Raw genomic sequence first — 21,351 nt, forward strand, 5'->3', positions numbered from 1 at the left:
GACATAATCTATTTATATATGATAATTCATCAGATCAAAACATATAAAACTATTTTCTTACTTGTATTAGGGTTAGGAGTTTCTCAGGTATATGCTCAAGAAGAAGAGGAGAAGGAAGAAAAGCAAGACTTAGGAACCGAGGTCGTAAATGTTGTCAAGCCGTATACACCCACCATTAGTGATGCGTTTAAAGTAAAGGCAACCCCAAAGCTTAATGACTCTGTAAATACAGCCAAGAAGAAAGTAACATACAGTATATTTTCTGTTCCTGTTGCCAGTACATTTACACCTGCCAAAGGAAGAGCGGCTGCCGTTAAGAAAGCACCTAAACTGAAGCTATATGATAATTATGCGACCCTAGGCTTTGGAAGTTTTACATCAGTACTCGCAGAGTTTTATAGCAATTTTCAAATAAGCCGAACCGAAGATTTTGGAGTCTTCTTAAATCATAACTCCTCACAAGGAGGTATTGATAATGTAATTGTAGATGATTTCTTTTATGATACACGTTTAAACTTAAATTACGGAGCGAGAGAACGTGATTTCTCTTGGCGTACCGATCTTGATATACAACATCAAGTATTTAATTGGTATGGAATATCACCTACCATTATAGACATAGGTCCAGCAGATGCACCTATCCTTACTGAAGACTTTGATGTTACACACTCCTATATCACTGGCGCTATTAATGGAAGTGTTGCCTTTAAAGATGGTATTTTTAAAGAAGGAAAAGGAACCGTACGTTACTTAAGTGATTCAGAAAGTAGTAATGAATTACGTGCCATTGTAAAACCAACGGTAGAGTTCCCTATCGCAGGAGAGAATATTACGACAGCATTTACGGTAGATTATGTAAATGGTAGTTTCGCAAATGATTTTGATATGAATCTAGAGGAAACAAACCATAGTATTCTTAATGTAGGAATCAATCCAAGTCTTGTTATTTTAAGAGATGACCTTACGGTAAATCTTGGAGTTGCAGGATTTGTGAGCTTAGATAGCGAAAATAGTGATACCGATTTCTTTGTGTATCCAAGAATAACAGCATCTTACCGCGTGGTGGGTGATTACTTTATAGCCTATGGAGGACTAGAAGGAAACTTAAAACAAAATAGTTATTATGATTTTGTACAAGAAAATCCTTTTGTTGCGCCATCACTTGCGATTACACCTACAGATCAACAGTATGATGGATATCTAGGGATGAAAGGAAAACTCTCTAATAATGTAAGCTATAACCTAAGAGCCAATTATAGCGCAGAAAGTAACAAAGCCCTATTTGTATTTAATCCAGCACAAGTATCATCACCAGTAGCCTTTCTAAATGGAAACTCTTTTAGTATTGTGTATGATGATGTTGAAACATTAGGCGTATTTGGAGAACTTAATTTTGATGTAAATAGCAACTTCAAAATGAAAATTAATGGACAGTATAATTCCTATACAACAGACAATCAGGCAGAGGCGTGGAACCTTCCAGAATTAAGAGCTTCTGTATTTGCAGATTATCAAATCACACAGCAATGGTTTGCAGGAATTAATCTATTCTTTGTAGGAGAGCGTCAAGACTTATTATTCTCAAATGACCCTACCGATATCCTTGCACAACCACAAATAACAACATTAGATAGTTATCTAGATGCAAATGCGCATGTTGGGTATCGATTTAATGATAGACTTTCTGCTTTTGGAAGGGTTAATAATATTTTGAATAGTGATTATCAAAAATGGTTAAATTATGAAGTACAAGGCCTCCAAGGAATGGTAGGTGCTACCTATAAATTTGATTTCTAATACGATTCTTGTAAAGAAGATGTACATACATACTGAAAAGGTTGCATTACTTTCTATAAAAGTGACGCAACCTTTTTTAGTTTTATGAATCTGGAGAGTAGAGCATAAAGACTACTTAATCATGAAAAAAATCATTTTTATACTATTCATAAGCCTTTCATTAGTACAATGTGCCAATGATGACGATGCTCTTGATTGTAGCACCGTATTATGTGAAGGACCTAGTTTCGTTTTTGAATTTATAGACAGTGATACCGGAGATAATGTATTAGAAGGCGTCTTTGATAATGGAGTCCCAGATGGTTTTTTTATTGCCTTAGGAGAAGATGATATTGCCTTAGAATTTGGAATAGACTATGCTGTCAATCCACTGAATCAATTAGGAGTTTTTAGGTTTTCTGAACAATTTCAAATTTCATTACCAAACGTATTTGACGTTACGATTGCCTATGATTTTGGCGCCATCTCAAATGGATGTTGTCAAGACTATACCTATGAAAATGTGACCGTTATCAATGCTACTTTTGAACAGGTGGAAGATGGCAATAGATTGTTTTTACGTATTTTTATATAACACCCCCAGAATATTAATTATGTTACAACGAAGTATAAGCACTTTATTCGTACTCATTATGTGCCTTTCTTGCGCAACTGATGATGCAGAAACTGCTGCAAGCCCATGTGAACTAATAGATTGTGCTACCATAAGCCTAGCATTACAATTTGTGTCTAGCGAAACTGGTGAAGATTTATTTTTTAATGAAACCTTTTCTATAAACAGTTTGCAAATTAGAAATACACAAACCAATGCAGTAATTCCCTTTGCCGTAGGAAGCTCTGGAACAGAACGTACGATTATCTCACTTCCTACATTTACAGAAAGCAGTGATTTAGAAAACTATCAGATTACGATACCAGAAGTATTTGATATTGGTTTTAGTTTTTCTGTAGAAGTGATAGAAGATCCCTGCTGTTTAGGGAATACCTATAGCAATGTTGCACTCCAAGCAGATGGGGTTCAAATTGAAAATACAGAATTCGGCATTTACAGATTGCTCTTTTAAAAGTATTTAGAAGCTATTGTAAAAGGACGATGTTTTGTACTTTAGTGCAAAAATCTTTGTCATGCGAATACTTACTTTTTTATTTCTTTTATGTATTGCTATTTCCTGTACTCAAAAACAAGAAGTAGATCTTATTGTTACCAACGCAACAGTATATACGGTGAATGACGCTTTCGCGAAAGCAGAATCATTTGCCATTAAAGATGGTGCTTTTGTAGCGGTAGGAACCTCTCAAGAAATCACCGATTCATATACCGCCACAGCAACCATAGATGCTTCTGGTAAAACAGTATTGCCTGGACTCATTGATGCCCATTGTCATTTTTATGGATTGGGACAAAATCTACAAATCGTAGACCTTGTCGGTACAACAAGTTATGATGAGGTGTTGGAACGTGTGTCCGCTTTCGCGAAAGCAAACCCAGCTACCTCCTTCTTACGAGGAAGAGGATGGGATCAAAATGATTGGGAAGTCAAAGAGTTTCCAACCAAAGAAAAATTAGATGCACTATTTCCAGACCTACCCGTAGCCTTAGAACGTGTAGATGGTCATGCATATCTCGTAAATCAAAAAGCGTTAGATATGGCTGGAATTACAAATGCAACTACAGTTACTGGTGGTGAAATTGTAAAAGTAGATGGAGAAATTACAGGTGTATTAGTAGATAGACCACAAGAATTAGTAGACGCTGTGATGCCTAAAGCCAGTAGAGCACAAAATATTACCTCTCTTAAAGATGCCGAAGAACTTTGCTTTTCGTATGGATTAACTACCGTCAATGACGCAGGATTGGATAAACCTATCATTGAGCTCATTGATAGCCTTCAAACTGCCGGCGATCTTAAAATGCGTGTATATGCAATGATTAGCAATAATGATGAAAACTTAGATCATTACTTAACCGCTGGAAAAGTAAAAACAGACTATCTGAATGTACGTTCTGTAAAAGTATATGGTGATGGTGCATTAGGTTCTAGAGGCGCTGCTTTAAAAGAAGCTTATAGTGATAAAGATGGACATTTTGGAGCTATGATTACACCAGTGACCGATATTCAAAACCTATCAAAACGTATTGCGCAAGCAGGCTTTCAAATGAATACACATGCCATTGGTGATAGTGCCAATGTTGTGGTATTAAGGGCTTATAAAGAAGCATTACAAAATGTAGATGATCCACGTTGGAAAGTAGAACATGCACAAGTAGTAGCACAAAATGATTTTGATTTCTTTAATCAAAAGATCATCCCATCGGTACAACCTACACATGCAACAAGTGATATGTATTGGGCAGAAGATAGAGTAGGGGCAGCACGTATAAAAGGAGCTTACGCCTTTAAAGATCTTTTAAATAAATCTGGTATTGTTGTCTTAGGAACCGATTTTCCTGTAGAGCAAGTAAGTCCGTTTTATACCTTTTATGCCGCTGTAGCTCGTAAAGACTTAAAACAATATCCTGAAGGTGGTTATCAAATGGAAAACGCATTAACGCGAGAAGAAACCTTAAAAGGGATGACTATCTGGGCAGCTTATTCTAATTTTGAAGAAGGAGAAAAAGGAAGTATCGAAGTTGGAAAATTTGCCGATTTTATTATCATGGATAAAGATATCATGACCGTAACAGAAGATGAAATTCCAAACCTAGAAGTAAGAGCAACCTATGTAGGAGGAGAAAAGGTATATGGGGAATAAAAAAACAATTTTTGTATTAGGAACAATAGGCGTTTTAGTGTATTTATTAACTCCTAGAGTTGCTGCCTATTTTTACAGATCTACTACAGACCCTATTGAAATAGAGAGTAAAAGGAAAGAGTATTGGGAATTGACTGATTATGCTTATAAGAATAATGTTAAGTCTTCTGAAATTCAAAAAAGGCGGAAGGAATTATTTTTATGGATGCACGTCAGGGATTTGCAAATAGACGAAGGGCATGATGGTTTAACGCTACTAGAAGAATGGAACGAGTTACTTGAATATTGGAAATTAGAAGATAGTAACTAATGACACCTCAAGATCACCTTATCGAACTCGCACATTACAGAATGCCTTTTGGAAAATATAAAGGAGAGTACCTTGTGGATATTCCTGAACATTACTATGTGTGGTTTAAGCAAAAAGGGTTTCCAGAAGGAAAACTGGGGCGTTTACTTCAGGAAATGTATGAGATCAAAGTAAACGGCTTAGAACCTATGATTAAGAAAGTACAGCGTACATATTCAAAACCTTCTAATTTGAAATAAAATTTAAGGATAGCTTCTTTTTTTGAATAGCGCAATGGTAAGATTAATCATTAGAATAAGCTGTGCAATACTAATTAGAATAACGGCATTCTTATCAGATACTATACTCGTATTTGTGTAATATACACGCTTCATATTGAATAATGGAATGACTATGAAGCCTAGTACTCCTAGAAACATCAAAACCATATAGACAATATCTAACCATCTGAGAGTCTTTTTTCCTACCTTATAGTATAACCAATACAATAAACCTACAATCCCAAAATACATAGCTATACCATTATACAACTGATTTTTTGCTATTACATAATAGGTGTCATGTACATTGAAGTCTAATGTTTCTCTTCTTTTAGTAAAACCTATAACTAAGGTTAGAATTGCAGCGATCCAAATGATATAGTGTGTCTTTAAATAGCGTTTTATCATAAACCCTTATGAATAATAAAAATCGCAGGACGCTTATGAAGGTCTGGTAAATTAGTTTTCCAAAAACTAGCTTTCTTTGTTTGGATAAACTCGGTAGGTAAGGTGATGTCACATGCTATGCATACTAATGTATCAGGACGTACTGTATTTACAATATCCATTAGCATTTTGTCATTACGATACGGAGTTTCTATAAATAATTGAGATTGACCCGTCTCGAAAGATAATTTTTCGAGACGTTTCAATTCCATTTTACGTTGTTTTTGTTCTATTGGAAGGTACCCATTAAAGGCAAAATTTTGTCCATTCATGCCACTACTCATCATCGCCATCAAAATAGAAGAAGGTCCTACAAGAGGTACTACTTGAATTCCTTTTTGATGTGCAATTTTCACAACATCTGCACCAGGGTCTGCAACCCCAGGTACTCCAGCTTCAGAGAGTAATCCCATAGAAATTCCTTCAAAACAAGGATCTAAGTACGAAGGCAATTCCAATTCATCCGTATACTTGTTTAGAAGTCTGATCTGTAATTTAGGCTGTGACTTCCCAGGAGAAATAGATTTGATAGATCGTCTTGCTGTTTTTTCATTTTCAACTATATAATGATCTACAAGTTCTATGACTTTTTTTACCGATAGCGGTATCACTTCAAGAGCGCTAGTTTCTCCTAAAGTAGTTGGGATAAGGTATAATTTGCCTAGTGTTTGGGGTTCACTCATTAGAATGTGTTATTTAATAATTAGTTTTTGGGTATATCCCGAATTTTCTAATTGTACAAGATACACACCAGCGGTTAAATTACTCATTGGTATCGTAGTTTCTGTTTGTTGTACACCCACTGACTTTACAAGCTTTCCAGTAATATCAAAAACTCGAAGTGTATCGGAAATTGTGGGATTAGAAAAAGTAACCGTAATGACATCTGTTGCTGGGTTTGGATATATACGTATGGTGCTTTCTTGAGAGAACTCATCAACATTTAATAAATTGGCATCAACCACTCTATATACGGTTCCAGCAAGACCAGATATATATAATTCCTTATTTTGATCTTCCCCAAAAGTTACAAATGAGTTGTTACTAAATTCTTCACTAAAGGTAATATCAGCAGGGGTTGTTGCATCTACATATCTGATGTCATCTGCGCACGTATCAGAAAAGAAATATAACCCTTGCATGGTAGGAAATTCGGTCCCTCTATAAACATACCCTCCCACTATAGAGAAGAAACCACAACTATTGTCATGTGTATATTGTACTACAGGAAATGTGAGTTCATTTTGATTAGGGCATCCAGAAGTATTAAAAGGACTATTCCCTTCATAACAACGCCATCCGTAATTATGACCACCTCCAGTACCGCGGTCTATTTCTTCTACAGCATTCTGTCCGACATCGCCTATCCACATAGCTCCAGTTTCATCATCAAAAGAAAAACGGAATGGATTACGAAGTCCTAAATCCCATATCTCTCCTCGAAAACTCGTATTATCTACAAAAGGATTAGAATCTGGGATGCTATAGTTTAAGTCACCATCTTGATTATCTACATCTATACGTAGCATTTTACCTAGTAGAATACTTGGGTTTTGAGCTCTGTTGCCAGGATCACCGCCACTTCCTCCATCTCCTAAGGCAATATATAAGAAACCGTCCTCGCCAAAGGCAAGTCCGCCGCCATTATGATTTCCAAACGGTTGCGCTACTTCTAAGATTTCAAATTCCGAATTTGGATCTGCAATATCGGGGTCGTCAGTCACTGTAAATCTCGATATTCGAGAAGCTCCATTATTTCTTGTGTAATGCACATAAAAAAAGCCATTTGTAGCATAATCAGGATGAAAGGCAAGTCCTAAAAGTCCTTGTTCATTACCGCTATCATTAACAGCTATTGAAATAAAAGGAGTGCTATTTACGGTATCATCATCATTAATAATTCGGATAGCACCAGGTTGTTCTACAATAAATAACCGATCGTCTCCTGCATTTTGGATGTCTATAGGTCGGTTAAAGCCAGAAGCAACTTCTAAGATATCAATGTCAGGATCTTGTCCGTATAATACATAAGTTGCTAAAAATAAAGTGAGTAGGATTTTAATTTTTTTCATAATAAGATAGTTTTCTTAAATATACGAAATCTACGCATATACAGATTACTACCTTATGTTTTGACTAATCATATCACAGGCTTCATCTAGCATTTTATATACACGCTCAAAACCATCATCACCACCATAATATGGGTCAGGTACATCCACGCGTTCTCCAGGAAATATAGTGTCTAGAATCATAGATACTTTTGAACGATCAAGATCGCTTTCTGCCAATGAGAGTACATTTTCTAAATTAGAACTATCCATCACATAAATATGATCAAAATCTTGATAATCCATACTTGTAAATTGTCTTCCACGAAGCGTGGAGATGTCTAATCCATATTTTTTTGCAACAGCAATACTTCTACTATCTGGAGGGTTTCCTATATGCCAGTTTCCAGTTCCTGCTGAGTCTATAATAAATTTATCAGTATCTAATTTATTACGTAGTATTCCTTCAGCAAGTGGCGATCGGCAGATATTGCCAAGACACACCATGAGCACCTTAGTCTTGTCCATAATCATTGGTTTTGGGGGTACTAAAATAGGGATTGTTATGCTTTCTAGGAACAAAGTGATCTAGAAGTTTATACTGAGTTATGTCGAAGTACGAAAACGTATGGTATGATAATCCTAACGTAAAGAGGGTAAAATTAAGTCTTGTACAATCTTAAATGGTAGCTTGTCTTCCTGTGAATTATAGGCACCTCCAGTAAATACAATAATCATATCTTGTTCGGGAAATACCATAATGTATTGTCCTCCATTTCCAGTAGCTAATGTAGCAGAAACACGCTGCCCTTGAATATTAAAAGGAAATTGCCACCATAAATACCCATAATTAATTCCAGTGATTTTTGTATGCACAGCAGTAGCTTTATCTATCCATGCTTCTGAGACAATTTGTTGGCCATTCCAATTTCCTTTTTGTAATATGAGCTTACCAATTTTTGCCATATCTCTAGGAGTCATGTAAATGCGTTTAGCAGTATTAATGATTTCCTTGTTGGTGGTCGTATGTCCTCGCTTAATATTTGTAATCCCTAACGGATCAAAGAGATATTTTTGAGTAAATTCTTCTAAAGGCATACCGGAAGCCTGTTGGATAATTTCGGCGGCTAGTAATGTACACATAGAGCAATACAGTGATGTTTCTCCGGGTTCTCGTACCATTGGAAGATCAAGCGTGTATTGTAACCAATCTTTCTTTTTATAGACGCGATCTTCTTGCCCTTTTGATTTTTTATCCCAATCATTACATTCTAAACCTGTACTCATGGTAAGTAAATGTTTAATCGTGATTTTTTCTTTTCTGGGATCTAAATTTTTCTCAGGCACAGGCTTTTTTAAATATTTTGAGATAAGATCATCTTCACTATCTATAAAACCTTTGTCAATAGCGATCCCCATGAGAATAGACTTTATGCTTTTATTTACAGAGCGTAAATCCTGTTGCTTATTATAGGCATAGTCTTGATAGTAGTGTTCAAAGACAATATGATCATTTTTAATAATGAGTGCACTATGCATTTTATGATCTACGGTAGCTAGTTGTGTAAATCCTTTATATAATAAGGTGGTATCAATACTTTGAGAGTGAAGATCACTGGTTTTCCATCCATCGGAGTATTGTGTTGGGGTAGTGTAGGTGAATGTTTCTTGTCCAAAACTTGAAGCAGAAAGTAGTCCAAGGAAAAACGAATAGATAAGTTTTGTATTCATATAAAATGAAATGTCTAGTTGTACGTGATCATGCCACTAAAATAATGCCGAATTTTCAGAAAAGATTTAAATAAAATATAAAAGGGATCAAATAGTACTATTTGATCCCTTTTATATTGAATTAAGCCTCCTGTAATTATACAGTTAATTTTTTATTTAAATCTTCTACATATTTACGGAATTGCTTATCTGTAGAAGCAAGGTTGTCTACTGTTTTACATGCATGTAAAACAGTGGCATGATCACGTTGTCCTATTTGAGAACCAATACTTGCTAACGATGCTTTTGTTAATTTCTTAGCAAAGAACATAGCTAGTTGTCTTGCTTGTACAATATGACGCTTACGTGTTTTAGATTGTAAGGTATCTACATCCATTTGGAAATAATCTGATACGATTTTTTGGATATAATCGATAGATACTTCGCGTTTGGTATGTTTTACATAGTTATCTACAATCTTTTTAGCAAGATCTAATGTAATTTCCTTTTTATTGAAAGAAGAATGTGCAATTAATGAAATGATAGCACCTTCTAATTCACGGATATTTGTTTTGATATTATTGGCAAGAAACTCTACGATCTCTTCTGGCATTTCTACACCATCTTGGTAAAGCTTATGCTTGATAATAGAAATTCGGGTTTCGAAGCCAGGATGTTGTAACTCGGCAGATAGTCCCCATTTAAAACGAGATAATAAGCGTTGTTCTATATCTTGCATATCTACAGGGGCCTTATCACTTGTAAGGATAACCTGTTTTCCATTTTGGTGTAAATGATTAAAGATATGGAAGAATACATCTTGTGTTCCTGCCTTACCACTTAATAATTGAATATCATCAACAATAAGGACGTCAATTACTTGATAGAAGTGAATAAAATCATTTCTATTATTTTTCTTAACAGACTCTATATATTGTTGTGTAAACTTCTCGGCAGAGATATAGAGTACTGTTTTTTCTGGATATTGATCTTTAATATGTACACCAATAGCATGCGCTAAATGTGTTTTACCTAGACCAACACCTCCAAATATAAGTAGTGGATTGAAAGAAGTTCCTCCAGGCTTATTTGCAACTGCCATACCCGCAGAGCGAGCTAGACGGTTTGAGTCTCCTTCTAAAAAATTATCAAAATTATAACTTGGGTTAAGCTGTGATTCAATTTGTAAATTACGTATTCCAGGAATTACAAATGGATTTTTTAATTCAGGGTTTTTATTCTTTAATGGAGCATCTACATCTTGAGATTTCAAAGAAGTTCTGTTTGCACTAGGTATTTTTTCCGTAAACGGTTGATTATTACCATAGGTGTTTTCCATTTTTATAACATACACCAGCTTTGCGTTCTCCCCCAGTTCCTTATTAAGTGCCACTTTTAAAAGCTTAACATAATGCTCCTCTAGCCACTCATAGAAAAACTTACTTGGCACTTGTATGTTAAGTGCCACATCTGTAAGCTTTACAGCTTTGATAGGTTCAAACCACGTTTTATATGCTTGGGGTGTAATGTTGTCCTTTATAAAAGACAGACAATTATCCCATACAGATTGCGCAGTTCTACTCATTCGTTAGTTTAAATTATTTGGTTGTTAGTTGTAATTAGGAGGCTAAAAATATATCAATTATTAACATAATTGTTCCCCGTTTTAGCCTGTAGCAAATATGTGAACAATTTTTTGAAAAAAAAAACGACTTAGGGGTTGTTTTTCGATTAATTTTTGTGCATACTTTACATGATTTAAATCTACAAAAAAAAACCGTACCATTTCTTGAAAACACATAATTCTTTTATAAAAGTTAGATATGCAGAGACAGATCAAATGGGAGTGGTCCATCACGGCAATTACCCACAATATCTTGAAATAGCGAGGCTTGAGTGGTTAAATGACTTAGGTGTGTCCTATAAGACTATGGAGGAGAATGGCATCTTCTTGCCTGTATATACTATAGGTATAACTTACAAGAAATCAGCACAATTTGACGATGTGTTAAAGGTGGTTGTAAGCTTGCGGAATTTACCTACAGTTCGAATCATTTTTGACTATAAAATTTATAATCAGCATAATGAATTGTTAACAACTGCACATACAGAATTGATTTTTATGGATGCAGCAAAAAATAGACCGATAAGATGTCCTGCTTATATTCTCGATAAACTACAAGATTAATCTTCTTTTTCTTTGACTTTTACACCGTAGATATTTTTTACAAGTAAACTTTTTTGCTCAAAATCTTTTTTTCTAATGGCTAATGTGTATTCACAAGCCAATTCAGACTTTTGACCAATAATCCTAATATTTTGTTCTTTGATCACTCTCATGACTTTATTCATGAGTGCATATTCAAAAGTAATTGTAAATTCAATATCGATTGTTTTTTCTTGAATAGTTGCTTTTTCTAAGGCAAGTTGTGCCGCAGTGCGGTAGGCATTGATCAATCCACCTACGCCTAATTTAGTACCTCCAAAGTAGCGAACTACTACTACGAGGGTATTTGTGAGTTCGAATGCTTGTAGTTGTCCATGTATAGGAGCACCCGCACTATTAGATGGTTCTCCATCATCATTTGCGCGATATCGGTTGTATGCTGTTCCAAGTACCCAAGCATAACACCAGTGACGTGCTTGATGGTGTTGTTTTTTGAGTGTTTCAATACATTCTTTTATCTGATCTTCATTCTCAACAGGAAAGGCATAGCCATAAAATTTACTATTCCGATCCTTAAATAATGCTTCAGGAGAAGGAGTAGTGATCGTTTTATAGGTGTCTTTCATAGGAAACAGTATGTGCTTAATCTATAATGTTGGTTGTATACGCTTTCGCGAAAGCGTATACTTAAAGGAGCATATACCATTTCACGAAAGTGAAACGAATATAATAGAAATCACCGCAAGTGCAATACCAATCCAATTTTTAAGGTGTAATTTTTCTGTAAATAATAAGATGCCTATTAAGGTTGAGACCATTACGACCCCTACATTATTGATGGTGAAAATAGTAGAACTGTCGAAGGCATCATTTCGTAATGCCTTTACTAAAAAATACATAGATCCATAATTAGGAACGCCTAGGCAGATACCTGCAATGATGTTTTTAACCTCAAACGTAAAGCGCTTTCTTAGGATTTGTCCAATGATAATAAGAGTACCTATAATACCAGCGGTACCAAAAACCATTGTCAAAAAAATAGGCAAATCTCCTTCACTGAGATACTTCCCTTCAAGGTATTTTATACTTGTATCAATAGCGCCACTTCCTAAAAAGACAAGCACTGGAAAAATAAGATCTGTTTTTTTAAAGGCAACCCCATCTTTAGATTTTACAGAGGCAAGGTATACCGCAATAAGCGCAATGATGATTCCTGTGGTTTTAAAAAAACCTAAGGACTCCTTATAATAGAGTATTCCGAATAATATGGGAATGACTACACTCATTTTTGTGGCAACAGATACTACAGAAAGTCCGCTGCGTTGTGTGGTGAGCGCCATCAAATTAAAAATGAGAATAAACAAGAATCCAAGTGCTACGGCAGAAAAAAACCAATCTTGGTGGGGTATCGATGGTAGGGGAATCTCTCCATTATATAATAGGACACCTAAGGTACTTGCTGTAAAATAATTAATGACAATAGCATGCAGTGTGTTTACTTTAAAACGCGCAAATAACTTAAAAACCACAAAAATGATACTAGAGGAAGCAATACTAAGGAGTAAATAGATCACGTGGTTTTGTTTTTATAAGTAGTGAGTATATCTCCTTTTATATCTTGCGTAATAGATGAAGTAGGTTGTTTGGGAAATACAGGTGCCTTCGTGCCATTACCAAAAGTGGTTTTTCCTGTAAACACTCTTGCCTCATCCCAATTGCCAGTATCTATAAAGCGCTGTAATGTTTTTGCACCTCCTTCTATAATAATAGACTGTACCTCTTTTTTATAGAGGATACTTCCAATTTCTTCTGGATCTTGTGATTTTATAACAATAGTAGCCGCTTGCTCATTAAAAACCTGCGCATCTTTAGGGATCGTATCGCTTTTATCTAACACGACGCGTAACGGTGATTTTCCTTCCCAATCTCTTGTAGTTAGTGAAGGGTTATCTGCCAGTACGGTATTTGCCCCTACTAAAATTGCTTGTTCTTCACTACGCCATTTATGAACGAGTTGTCTAGCATATAGATTTGTAATCCACACAGGAGCTTTTTTATCTCTATGAGCAGGAGCGATATACCCATCTAAGGTTTCTGCCCATTTTAATAGTATATAAGGACGCTTTTTCTCGTGGTATGTAAAAAAACGTTTGTTAGCTTCATAGCATTGCGATTCTAGAACCCCTACTGTTACATCAATTCCAGCTTCCATAAGTTTTTTTATCCCATTACCCGCAACTTTTGCATGCGGATCTGTGGTACCAATGACTACTTTTTTGATACCAGAAGCAACGACAAGATCTGCACAAGGAGGTGTTTTTCCATGATGACTACAGGGTTCTAAAGTAACATACAAGGTTGCTTTCTGAAGAAGCTCAGGCGAATGTGTTTGTGCGTAGGTAATGGCATTTACCTCGGCATGAGGCCCTCCATAGGCACTGGTATATCCTTCGGCAATGATAATATCATTTACTAATAGAAGTGCTCCAACAGATGGATTAGGCATCGCGCTAGGAAGTCCATTTTTAGCTAAATCTATACAACGTTTTATGTACTTTTCGTGTATCTTCACACTGCAAAAATAGAACTATAACTTTCGATGAGCAAACCTATTATTCGTCCTATAGAAAAGGCAGACAATGAGCAAGTTGCTGCCATGATTCGTAAAATACTTATAGATATTGGAGTTCCTAAAGTGGGTACAGCCTATGAGGATGTAGCCTTAGATCAAATGTTTGAAACTTATGATCGCCCTAAAGCGGCTTATTTTGTAGTGGTTGCTGATGGAAATATAATAGGAGCTGCTGGAGTTGCACAACTGGATAATTATGAAGGAAATGTATGCGAATTACAAAAAATGTATTTCCTAGAAGAAGCCAGAGGAAAAGGGCTGGGTAGTGAGATGATGAAGATCTGCTTGGATGCTGCACGCCGTTTTGGATATGATCAATGTTATCTGGAAACAATGCCGTACATGAAAGCTGCTCAGAAATTATACCAGCGTACAGGATTTCATTATATAGATGGTCCTATGGGAGATACGGGACATTTTTCTTGTCCAGTGCATATGCTTATTGACTTGTAAAATTTGTAGTACACTTACGTGAAAATAAAAGACCTCCGTACCGCTTTTGTAGATCGTCTACAGGATCACTATCCGCTTGAAGAAGTGCAAAGCTTTTTTCAAATCACAGCGCATCATTTTTTAGGGTATAGCCGAATGGATATTGTTTTACAGCTAGAAGAGGTTGTAGAAGAAGTAAAAGTGCAGCAGTTTTTAACTACTTGTGATCGATTAAAAAATCACGAACCTATACAGTATATACTTGGAGACACAGAGTTTTACGGACTTCCCTTTAAAGTAACACCAGCTACCTTAATTCCAAGGCCAGAAACCGAAGAGTTGGTATCATGGATATTGGAAGACCTCCCCAAAGACACCACGTTACAGCTATTAGACATTGGAACAGGCTCAGGGTGTATTGCCATAAGTCTTGCTAAGCATATGGAGCAAACAAATGTAACTGCGTATGACATTTCTGAAGATGCCATAAAGGTGGCTTCAGAAAATGCAATATTAAACAAGGTTACAGTCACTTTTACATCTGTAGATATTTTAAAAACAACCCGATTAGATCAATCCTATGATTGTATTGTATCTAATCCACCCTATGTACGTGAGCTTGAAAAAGAAGAAATTCAATCGAATGTATTAGACCATGAGCCTCATAGTGCTTTATTTGTATCAGATACAGACCCATTAGTTTTTTATCGTGCTATTGGAAAGCTTTCATATGATAACTTATCAGGAAACGGGAGGTTATTTTTTGAAATCAATCAGTATCTTGGTAAAGAAACCGTACAACTCCTTAAAGAGATAGGATTTACACAGGTAGAATTACGCCAAGACATCTTTGGGAATGATCGGATGATTAAGGCGAGTAGGTAAGTACTAAATAAGTTGATATTGATATACGTATTAAAGGTATTTTCGCTTAAAGCGAAATAATATAATGTATAAAATATGAAGGAATATAATACTGATATAGAATTCTTGATTTCTGCTTTTGCTTATTCTTATTTATCCTTAAATGAAACTTTTTATCTAAGGAAAAGAGATTTAAAAGTGATTGGAGTTCATGTTCTTGATCATTCGTTGGTATCAGATTGTAAATCTAAATATGATTCAGGTTTAACTAAAGCAGAAGAAAATGATATAAAAGAAGCTATTATAGCTAATGAAAAAAACTATGATACTCACGTTTTTATTCCAAGATTGACAAAAGAAGAGCGATTTGAAATTATAACAGAATTCATTGCTTTAAATAACAACTTTAAAGAAGAACTTAATAGGAATTATAAAACTTTAATTGATTCAACCGAAAATTATGGGATTGAATTTTATAAAAAAAGAATTAAGGCAGGGGTAGAGATGGAATATTTAACCAATGGAATTGATAATAACGAACTTAAATCTCAATGGACAAGATTCTACAGGGATAAAACAAAAGCGATCGCTATTATATGGTTGAGTGCACAAAAAAGTTTGTTACAATAAAGAATACAATATGTATCGTTTTTTGAAAGTAATACATACTAAACGATGCATAATCAACAGGAAACTAACTAACACTATTTCCACTTATCTGGAAATACTAAACATATAAGTTATGACAACTATAAAATCCATTTGTGTATTCTGCGGAAGCAGTGATGGCAATGATATCCAAGTAGAAGAAAAGGCCAAAGAACTCGGTACATATCTAGCACAAAACGATATCACATTGGTATATGGTGCTGCTAAAATAGGAGTGATGGGGCAAGTAGCGCAAGCAAGCTTGGATCAAAAAGGAAAAGTAATAGGAGTGATTCCAGAATTTTTAAAACTCAAAGAAGTGGTTCATTTAGGATTAACAGAGTTGATTACCAATGAAAACATGCATCAGCGTAAAATGACTATGCAAGAAATCTCAGACGGGTTTATCACTTTACCTGGTGGTTTTGGAACCTTAGAAGAGCTTTTTGAAATCATCACTTGGAGTCAGTTAGGACTGCATCAAAAACCAATAGGTCTCTTAAATATCAATGGGTTCTATGATGACTTATTAAAGATGCTAGAACATATGGTACGTAGAGGATTTCTAAAAATGGAAAATTACGAACTCTTACTAGTAGATACTACCGTAGAAGGTTTGATCTCAAAAATGAAAGCCTATAAACCCTTAGATGTTCCAAAATGGTTAAAAGGTGATCGTACGTAATGTGCCAAAAGTAAACTTGATAGCTAACTATTTAAAATCTAAAATAAGTTTATGAAGTATTTTTTTGTTGTGTTATTAATGCTATTAATGACAGGCTGTAAAAAGGAATATGAATTTTGGAACCTTTCCAAATTCAATATAGATGACACGGCTTTAAACGATGGAGAAGAAATAAAGCTTCTTTATACAAGTAATGGACCAGATGAAAATTTGGAACAAAAATATTATATACACTTAGTTGTTGTTTCTCAAAGAAGCAAGGATACCGTCAATATTTTAACGACGTCAAAAAACTTTTTAGACGGAAAGTCAGGGAGCAAAACTTTTAATTATTACAAAGAAAATAGCTTAATCTCCAAAATAACTCAAAGTGTACTAAATGGAGAAGATATAAAACACATAGATGACTTAAAAAATGTCGATCATAAAGACATAACTAAAGTAGCTAGAGACGTTAAGTTTGACTACATAGCAGATAATAATTTTCCAACTGTAATAGGAATGATAGGTAAAACAAGTTCAAATTAAATTACTATTCATTTTGAACTTGTTTTACTACGATCTACTAAATAACTAAAAGAGGACTACGTCTAGTATCTTTTTGTTTATACCAGCATTTAATCGATTTCTTTGTGTTTTTAATCGATGTTTGATTTATAATTTCAATTCATAAGACTGCTCATAATATAATTTTTAAATTAGTATTACTAACTAAAAATCAATTAATTATGAGTGCAATGAAAAAATACACTGCAGAGGGACTTGGTACTTTTGCGTTGGTTTTATTCGGTTGTGGTGCTGCTACAATAGCTGGCGTTTCAGCAACGGGACCTTCAGGATTAGGTCTTCTGGGAATTTCTTTAGCTTTTGGATTAGCTGTAGTAGCGATGGCCTATACGATAGGTCCTATATCTGGATGCCACATCAATCCAGCCATCTCTGTAGCTATGTGTGTAGCAGGTAAATTATCTGCAAAAGATCTCATAGGATATGTGATCGCACAGTGTATTGGTGCAATTCTAGGAGCAGCAATATTATACGTTATAGCTACTGGAAGTGCAGGATTTGAAATGGTACCATGGTCATTAGGAAGTAATGGTTGGGGAGAAGGATACCTAGGTGCTTATGATATGAAATCAGCATTTATAACAGAGTTTGTATTTACCTTTTTATTCTTGATGGTCATTTTTGGAACCACAGCAAAAAAAGCATCTCCACAAATGGCAGGACTAGCCATCGGGATATCATTAGCATTAATTCATTTTGTAGCAATTCCTATTACAGGAACATCAGTAAATCCAGCACGTAGTATAGGACCTGCCATATTTGCAGGAGGAATTGCAATACAACAATTGTGGCTATTTATTGTCGCACCACTAGCAGGTGGCATCTTTGCAGCTTTATTACGTAAAGTGTTTGTAGATGATTGATAGTGTCATTTATAATTAAATTTTATAGTGATATAGCTTAGTAAAGGGCCATTTTTTAATGGCTCTTTATGTTTATAGCTTTTTATAAAAGGTAGAATGTAGTAGCATAAAAATTATTATTTTGTGATGTGTAAATAATATAGGTGTATTAATAAAATACGCTTTCGCGAAAGCATATAATTAATGAATATAGAACAACAGATTACATCCCTACGTAAAGAACTTCAAGAACATAATCACAGGTACTATGTGCTTGATAACCCGGTAATTTCAGATTTTGAATTTGATCAAATGCTTAAACAGTTACAAGCATTGGAAGCGGCACATCCAGAATATGACGATCCTAATTCACCTTCTAGACGCGTAGGTGGGGATGTGACAAAAAACTTCAATACAGTCGTTCATGAACACCGAATGTACTCTTTAGATAACTCGTATTCAAAACAAGATTTAGAAGATTGGGAGGTACGTGTTAAAAAACAAGTAGATGGGGAAGTATCTTATACCTGTGAATTAAAATATGATGGTGCTTCTATAAGTCTTACCTATGAAAATGGAGAGCTAATAAGAGCATTAACAAGAGGAGATGGTATACAAGGAGATGATGTGACCACAAATATCAAAACAATTAAGTCGGTGCCTTTAAAATTAAAAGGAGATTACCCTCCTAAATTTGATATTAGAGGAGAAATTATTCTGCCTTGGGATGGGTTTCATAAAATGAATGAAGCTAGAGAAGCACAAGGATTAGAATTGTATCGCAACCCTAGAAATACAGCTTCTGGAAGCTTAAAATTACAAGACAGTGCAGAGGTTGCAAAACGACCATTAGATTGTCTACTATATAATATAACAGGAAATAACCTCGGTATTGCTAGCCAAATGGAGAGCTTGGAAAAAGCACGAGCATGGGGCTTTAAGGTGCCAGATGCTTCTAAACTTGCCAAAAATATAGATGAGGTGTTGGCATTTGTAAACCATTGGGATATAGCGCGTCATGACTTGCCGTATGAAACGGATGGCGTAGTGGTGAAAGTGAATAACCTACAACAACAGGAAGAGTTAGGGTATACTGCTAAAGCACCTCGTTGGGCTATGGCCTATAAATTTAAAGCAGAACAAGTGTCTACACGCTTACGCGAAATCACATACCAAGTAGGTCGTACAGGAGCCATTACACCAGTAGCAAACTTAGAGCCTGTAGAACTTGCAGGCACCACGGTAAAAAGAGCTTCCTTGCACAATGCAGATCAAATCGCAAAATTAGACATCCGCGAAAATGATGAAGTCTTTGTAGAAAAAGGAGGAGAAATTATTCCTAAAATTATAGCAGTTGATCTTACAAAGAGACCAGAAAGTTCTATCCCAACTACGTATATTTCTGAATGCCCAGAATGTACTACGCCATTAGTTCGTAAAGAAGGAGAAGCACAGCATTATTGCCTAAATGAAGTAGGATGTCCTCCCCAAATTATAGGGAGAATACAACATTATATCTCTCGGAAAGCATTAGATATAGAAGGTTTAGGGGGAGAAACAGTTGCTTTATTAGTAAAAGAAGGGCTTATTACAAATTATGCCGATTTGTATACACTTACCGTCGAACAATTATTGCCATTGGAAAGAATGGCGCAAAAAAGTGCCGAAAACTTAGTGCAAGGCGTACAAGCGTCTACTACTATTCCTTTTGAACGTGTACTTTTTGGATTAGGGATACGATATGTAGGAGAAACGGTAGCAAAAAAACTTGCAAAGCATTACAAAACTATTGATGCAATTGCGATAGCTTCAGAAGAAGATCTCGTGAGTGTAGACGAAATTGGAGAAAAAATTGCAGAGAGTGTGGTGGCTTTTTTCGCGAAAGCGGAAAATAATACCTTGATAGAAAGGTTAAAATCATACGGTGTACAACTAGAAATTTCAGCAGAGAAATTAGCAGATCAGTCTGATGTCTTACAGGGGAAAACCTTTGTGGTATCAGGAGTTTTTGAAATGCCTCGTAATGATTTGAAAAAACTAATAGAAGATAATGGAGGAAAAGTATCTAGTTCTATATCTTCTAAAACTTCATTTCTTGTAGCGGGAGATAAAATGGGACCTAGTAAGCTTGCAAAGGCTGAAAAACTAGAAGTTACAATGATTTCTGAACAAGAATTTTTAAATATGATTGAAGATTAAAAAAGAAGTACACATACGTAGCAAAATTTATAGAACATTAACGATTATTGTATCTGTACTGCTCGGACTTGCGACTATATTTTATGATATAGAGTATACGTTTGTGTTCTTTCCTATGTATGCACTTTTTCTGTTCTTATATCATTATACAGCTACACAAGTATTTAGCAAAGTGCTTCTTGTGTACTTAATAACGACAATGCTTTCAGAAATGATATTTTTGTATGACTTTGACAAGTATATTAATATTGCTTCTGCATTACACATCACAAGTCAGCTATGTTTTTTATGGTTATTAAAACCTATACTTAAAGTTGATATTAAAAAGTTTAGCACCCATAATTTAACGGAGCTAATTATAGGAACCCTCGGGATTAGTTATGTAGTAGGATATTTACTGTATCTAATTTTTCCTTTAATACCAGATTTAACGTTGTTTGTACCTTCTGTTATTTCATTTCTCATCATTGTAATATTGTGTATACGATACCCTTTCTTTAATAGACATCCTGATAATATTTTACTTTGGGGTGTTGGTGGTGGTATGATTGCTGAGATGATGTGTGCTTTTATTTTTCAATATGTGTCAGACCTTAGAATCTTTACCGTGATGGCCCATGTTTTTGGTGCGTTTTTAAAGATTGTTTTTGTTATATATCTTGTACGTTTAAGAAAAAAGGAAGGCATTGATGAGAGTTATTTATAAACGCTGAACCGTCAAGCTTTAGGATGTTTAGCTCAAAAAGTGGAAAAACTTAGTTGCGGTATGTAAGCATATATGATCATTGACTTTAAATGTGTATTTTTAGATGAGGATTCAAAGTCTAGGAGAAGCTGTAGCAAAAACTGAAAATTTAGAATTTACTATGATCTATTACTAGGAATTTTAAATTAGCAATAAGATTAAAAAGTCAATATACATACCGGGTAGAATTTACAGATCATTAGCGATTATAGTATCTATAATTTTAGTGATAGCTACTTTT

General features: G+C 35.1%; 24 protein-coding genes. 15 read left to right on the plus strand and 9 right to left on the minus strand.

From position 1 onward, the window contains the following. The first annotated feature begins 18 nt into the window (after nt 1-18). From CHB80_RS11050 to CHB80_RS11075, 6 genes are all read left to right on the plus strand, one after another. Nucleotides 19-1,797, plus strand: coding sequence for a TonB-dependent receptor (locus tag CHB80_RS11050; protein ID WP_089371529.1), 1,779 nt, complete (start codon nt 19-21; stop codon nt 1,795-1,797). 121 nt (nt 1,798-1,918) lie between these two features. Further along, entirely contained in the window at nt 1,919-2,371 is a 453-nt protein-coding gene (locus CHB80_RS11055; RefSeq protein WP_089371530.1) for a hypothetical protein, read from the plus strand. Nucleotides 2,372-2,390: 19 nt separating this feature from the next. Beyond that, nucleotides 2,391-2,861 (plus strand): hypothetical protein, encoded by a 471-nt coding sequence (locus tag CHB80_RS11060; protein ID WP_179218136.1) that lies wholly within the window; start codon nt 2,391-2,393, stop codon nt 2,859-2,861. A 61-nt stretch (nt 2,862-2,922) separates the two neighbouring features. Continuing rightward, the gene (locus tag CHB80_RS11065) at nt 2,923-4,551 is read left to right on the plus strand and encodes an amidohydrolase (protein ID WP_089371532.1); all 1,629 of its coding nucleotides are present in this window, start codon (nt 2,923-2,925) and stop codon (nt 4,549-4,551) included. After that, nucleotides 4,541-4,861, plus strand: a complete 321-nt coding sequence (locus CHB80_RS11070) for a hypothetical protein (RefSeq protein ID WP_089371533.1) — start codon at nt 4,541-4,543, stop codon at nt 4,859-4,861. The genes CHB80_RS11065 and CHB80_RS11070 overlap by 11 nt, the downstream gene beginning before the upstream one ends. Further along, nucleotides 4,861-5,100 carry a DUF3820 family protein gene (locus CHB80_RS11075; RefSeq protein ID WP_089371534.1) on the plus strand — a complete coding sequence of 80 codons (240 nt, stop codon included), beginning with the start codon at nt 4,861-4,863 and terminating at the stop codon, nt 5,098-5,100. Before CHB80_RS11070 ends, CHB80_RS11075 begins: the two co-directional genes overlap by 1 nt. Before the next feature lie 3 nt (nt 5,101-5,103). Here the strand turns inward: CHB80_RS11075 and CHB80_RS11080 are convergent, their stop codons facing one another. The 6 genes from CHB80_RS11080 to dnaA all read right to left on the minus strand — a co-directional run bounded on the left by CHB80_RS11080 (nt 5,104) and on the right by dnaA (nt 10,914). Beyond that, on the minus strand, nt 5,104-5,529 hold the full coding sequence (locus tag CHB80_RS11080; RefSeq protein ID WP_089371535.1) for a hypothetical protein: 426 nt from the start codon (nt 5,527-5,529) through the stop codon (nt 5,104-5,106). Continuing rightward, on the minus strand, nt 5,526-6,251 hold the full coding sequence (locus CHB80_RS11085) for an SAM-dependent methyltransferase (RefSeq protein WP_089371536.1): 726 nt from the start codon (nt 6,249-6,251) through the stop codon (nt 5,526-5,528). Before CHB80_RS11085 ends, CHB80_RS11080 begins: the two co-directional genes overlap by 4 nt. Before the next feature lie 9 nt (nt 6,252-6,260). Further along, complete coding sequence (locus tag CHB80_RS11090) at nt 6,261-7,640, minus strand: PQQ-dependent sugar dehydrogenase (RefSeq protein WP_089371537.1); 1,380 nt, start codon at nt 7,638-7,640, stop codon at nt 6,261-6,263. 48 nt (nt 7,641-7,688) lie between these two features. Then, a complete protein-coding gene (locus CHB80_RS11095) occupies nt 7,689-8,147 on the minus strand; it encodes a low molecular weight protein-tyrosine-phosphatase (RefSeq protein WP_229746838.1) in 459 nt (152 codons plus the stop codon). A 114-nt stretch (nt 8,148-8,261) separates the two neighbouring features. Next, nucleotides 8,262-9,350 carry a serine hydrolase domain-containing protein gene (locus CHB80_RS11100; RefSeq protein ID WP_089371538.1) on the minus strand — a complete coding sequence of 363 codons (1,089 nt, stop codon included), beginning with the start codon at nt 9,348-9,350 and terminating at the stop codon, nt 8,262-8,264. 136 nt (nt 9,351-9,486) lie between these two features. After that, entirely contained in the window at nt 9,487-10,914 is a 1,428-nt protein-coding gene (dnaA, locus tag CHB80_RS11105; protein ID WP_089371539.1) for a chromosomal replication initiator protein DnaA, read from the minus strand. Nucleotides 10,915-11,118: 204 nt separating this feature from the next. Between dnaA and CHB80_RS11110 the strand changes: the two genes are divergently transcribed. Further along, nucleotides 11,119-11,517 (plus strand): acyl-CoA thioesterase, encoded by a 399-nt coding sequence (locus CHB80_RS11110; RefSeq protein ID WP_089371540.1) that lies wholly within the window; start codon nt 11,119-11,121, stop codon nt 11,515-11,517. On the opposite strand, the gene CHB80_RS11115 is transcribed toward CHB80_RS11110, so the two are convergent. The 3 genes from CHB80_RS11115 to ribD all read right to left on the minus strand — a co-directional run bounded on the left by CHB80_RS11115 (nt 11,514) and on the right by ribD (nt 14,068). Beyond that, entirely contained in the window at nt 11,514-12,122 is a 609-nt protein-coding gene (locus CHB80_RS11115) for an IMPACT family protein (RefSeq protein ID WP_089371541.1), read from the minus strand. The genes CHB80_RS11110 and CHB80_RS11115 overlap by 4 nt on opposite strands. Before the next feature lie 81 nt (nt 12,123-12,203). After that, the gene (locus CHB80_RS11120; RefSeq protein WP_089371542.1) at nt 12,204-13,070 is read right to left on the minus strand and encodes an EamA family transporter; all 867 of its coding nucleotides are present in this window, start codon (nt 13,068-13,070) and stop codon (nt 12,204-12,206) included. Further along, complete coding sequence (ribD, locus tag CHB80_RS11125) at nt 13,067-14,068, minus strand: bifunctional diaminohydroxyphosphoribosylaminopyrimidine deaminase/5-amino-6-(5-phosphoribosylamino)uracil reductase RibD (protein WP_089371543.1); 1,002 nt, start codon at nt 14,066-14,068, stop codon at nt 13,067-13,069. Before ribD ends, CHB80_RS11120 begins: the two co-directional genes overlap by 4 nt. A gap of 27 nt (nt 14,069-14,095) precedes the next feature. Here ribD and CHB80_RS11130 point away from each other — a divergent pair, with 27 nt between their 5' ends. From CHB80_RS11130 to CHB80_RS11165, 8 genes are all read left to right on the plus strand, one after another. Continuing rightward, on the plus strand, nt 14,096-14,581 hold the full coding sequence (locus CHB80_RS11130) for a GNAT family N-acetyltransferase (RefSeq protein WP_089371544.1): 486 nt from the start codon (nt 14,096-14,098) through the stop codon (nt 14,579-14,581). A gap of 18 nt (nt 14,582-14,599) precedes the next feature. Further along, complete coding sequence (gene prmC / locus CHB80_RS11135) at nt 14,600-15,445, plus strand: peptide chain release factor N(5)-glutamine methyltransferase (protein ID WP_089371545.1); 846 nt, start codon at nt 14,600-14,602, stop codon at nt 15,443-15,445. A 75-nt stretch (nt 15,446-15,520) separates the two neighbouring features. After that, nucleotides 15,521-16,054 carry a hypothetical protein gene (locus tag CHB80_RS11140; protein WP_089371546.1) on the plus strand — a complete coding sequence of 178 codons (534 nt, stop codon included), beginning with the start codon at nt 15,521-15,523 and terminating at the stop codon, nt 16,052-16,054. Between the two features lie 112 nt (nt 16,055-16,166). After that, the gene (locus CHB80_RS11145) at nt 16,167-16,757 is read left to right on the plus strand and encodes an LOG family protein (RefSeq protein WP_089371547.1); all 591 of its coding nucleotides are present in this window, start codon (nt 16,167-16,169) and stop codon (nt 16,755-16,757) included. A 51-nt stretch (nt 16,758-16,808) separates the two neighbouring features. Beyond that, nucleotides 16,809-17,285, plus strand: coding sequence for a hypothetical protein (locus CHB80_RS11150; RefSeq protein WP_089371548.1), 477 nt, complete (start codon nt 16,809-16,811; stop codon nt 17,283-17,285). 200 nt (nt 17,286-17,485) lie between these two features. Next, nucleotides 17,486-18,187, plus strand: a complete 702-nt coding sequence (aqpZ, locus tag CHB80_RS11155; RefSeq protein ID WP_317044270.1) for an aquaporin Z — start codon at nt 17,486-17,488, stop codon at nt 18,185-18,187. Between the two features lie 183 nt (nt 18,188-18,370). Then, on the plus strand, nt 18,371-20,365 hold the full coding sequence (ligA, locus tag CHB80_RS11160) for an NAD-dependent DNA ligase LigA (protein WP_089371549.1): 1,995 nt from the start codon (nt 18,371-18,373) through the stop codon (nt 20,363-20,365). Further along, entirely contained in the window at nt 20,355-21,071 is a 717-nt protein-coding gene (locus tag CHB80_RS11165; RefSeq protein ID WP_089371550.1) for a hypothetical protein, read from the plus strand. The genes ligA and CHB80_RS11165 overlap by 11 nt, the downstream gene beginning before the upstream one ends. Nucleotides 21,072-21,351: the final 280 nt, after the last annotated feature.

Source organism: Dokdonia pacifica (assembly GCF_900188275.1).
Taxonomy (GTDB): Bacteria; Bacteroidota; Bacteroidia; order Flavobacteriales; family Flavobacteriaceae; genus Dokdonia; species Dokdonia pacifica.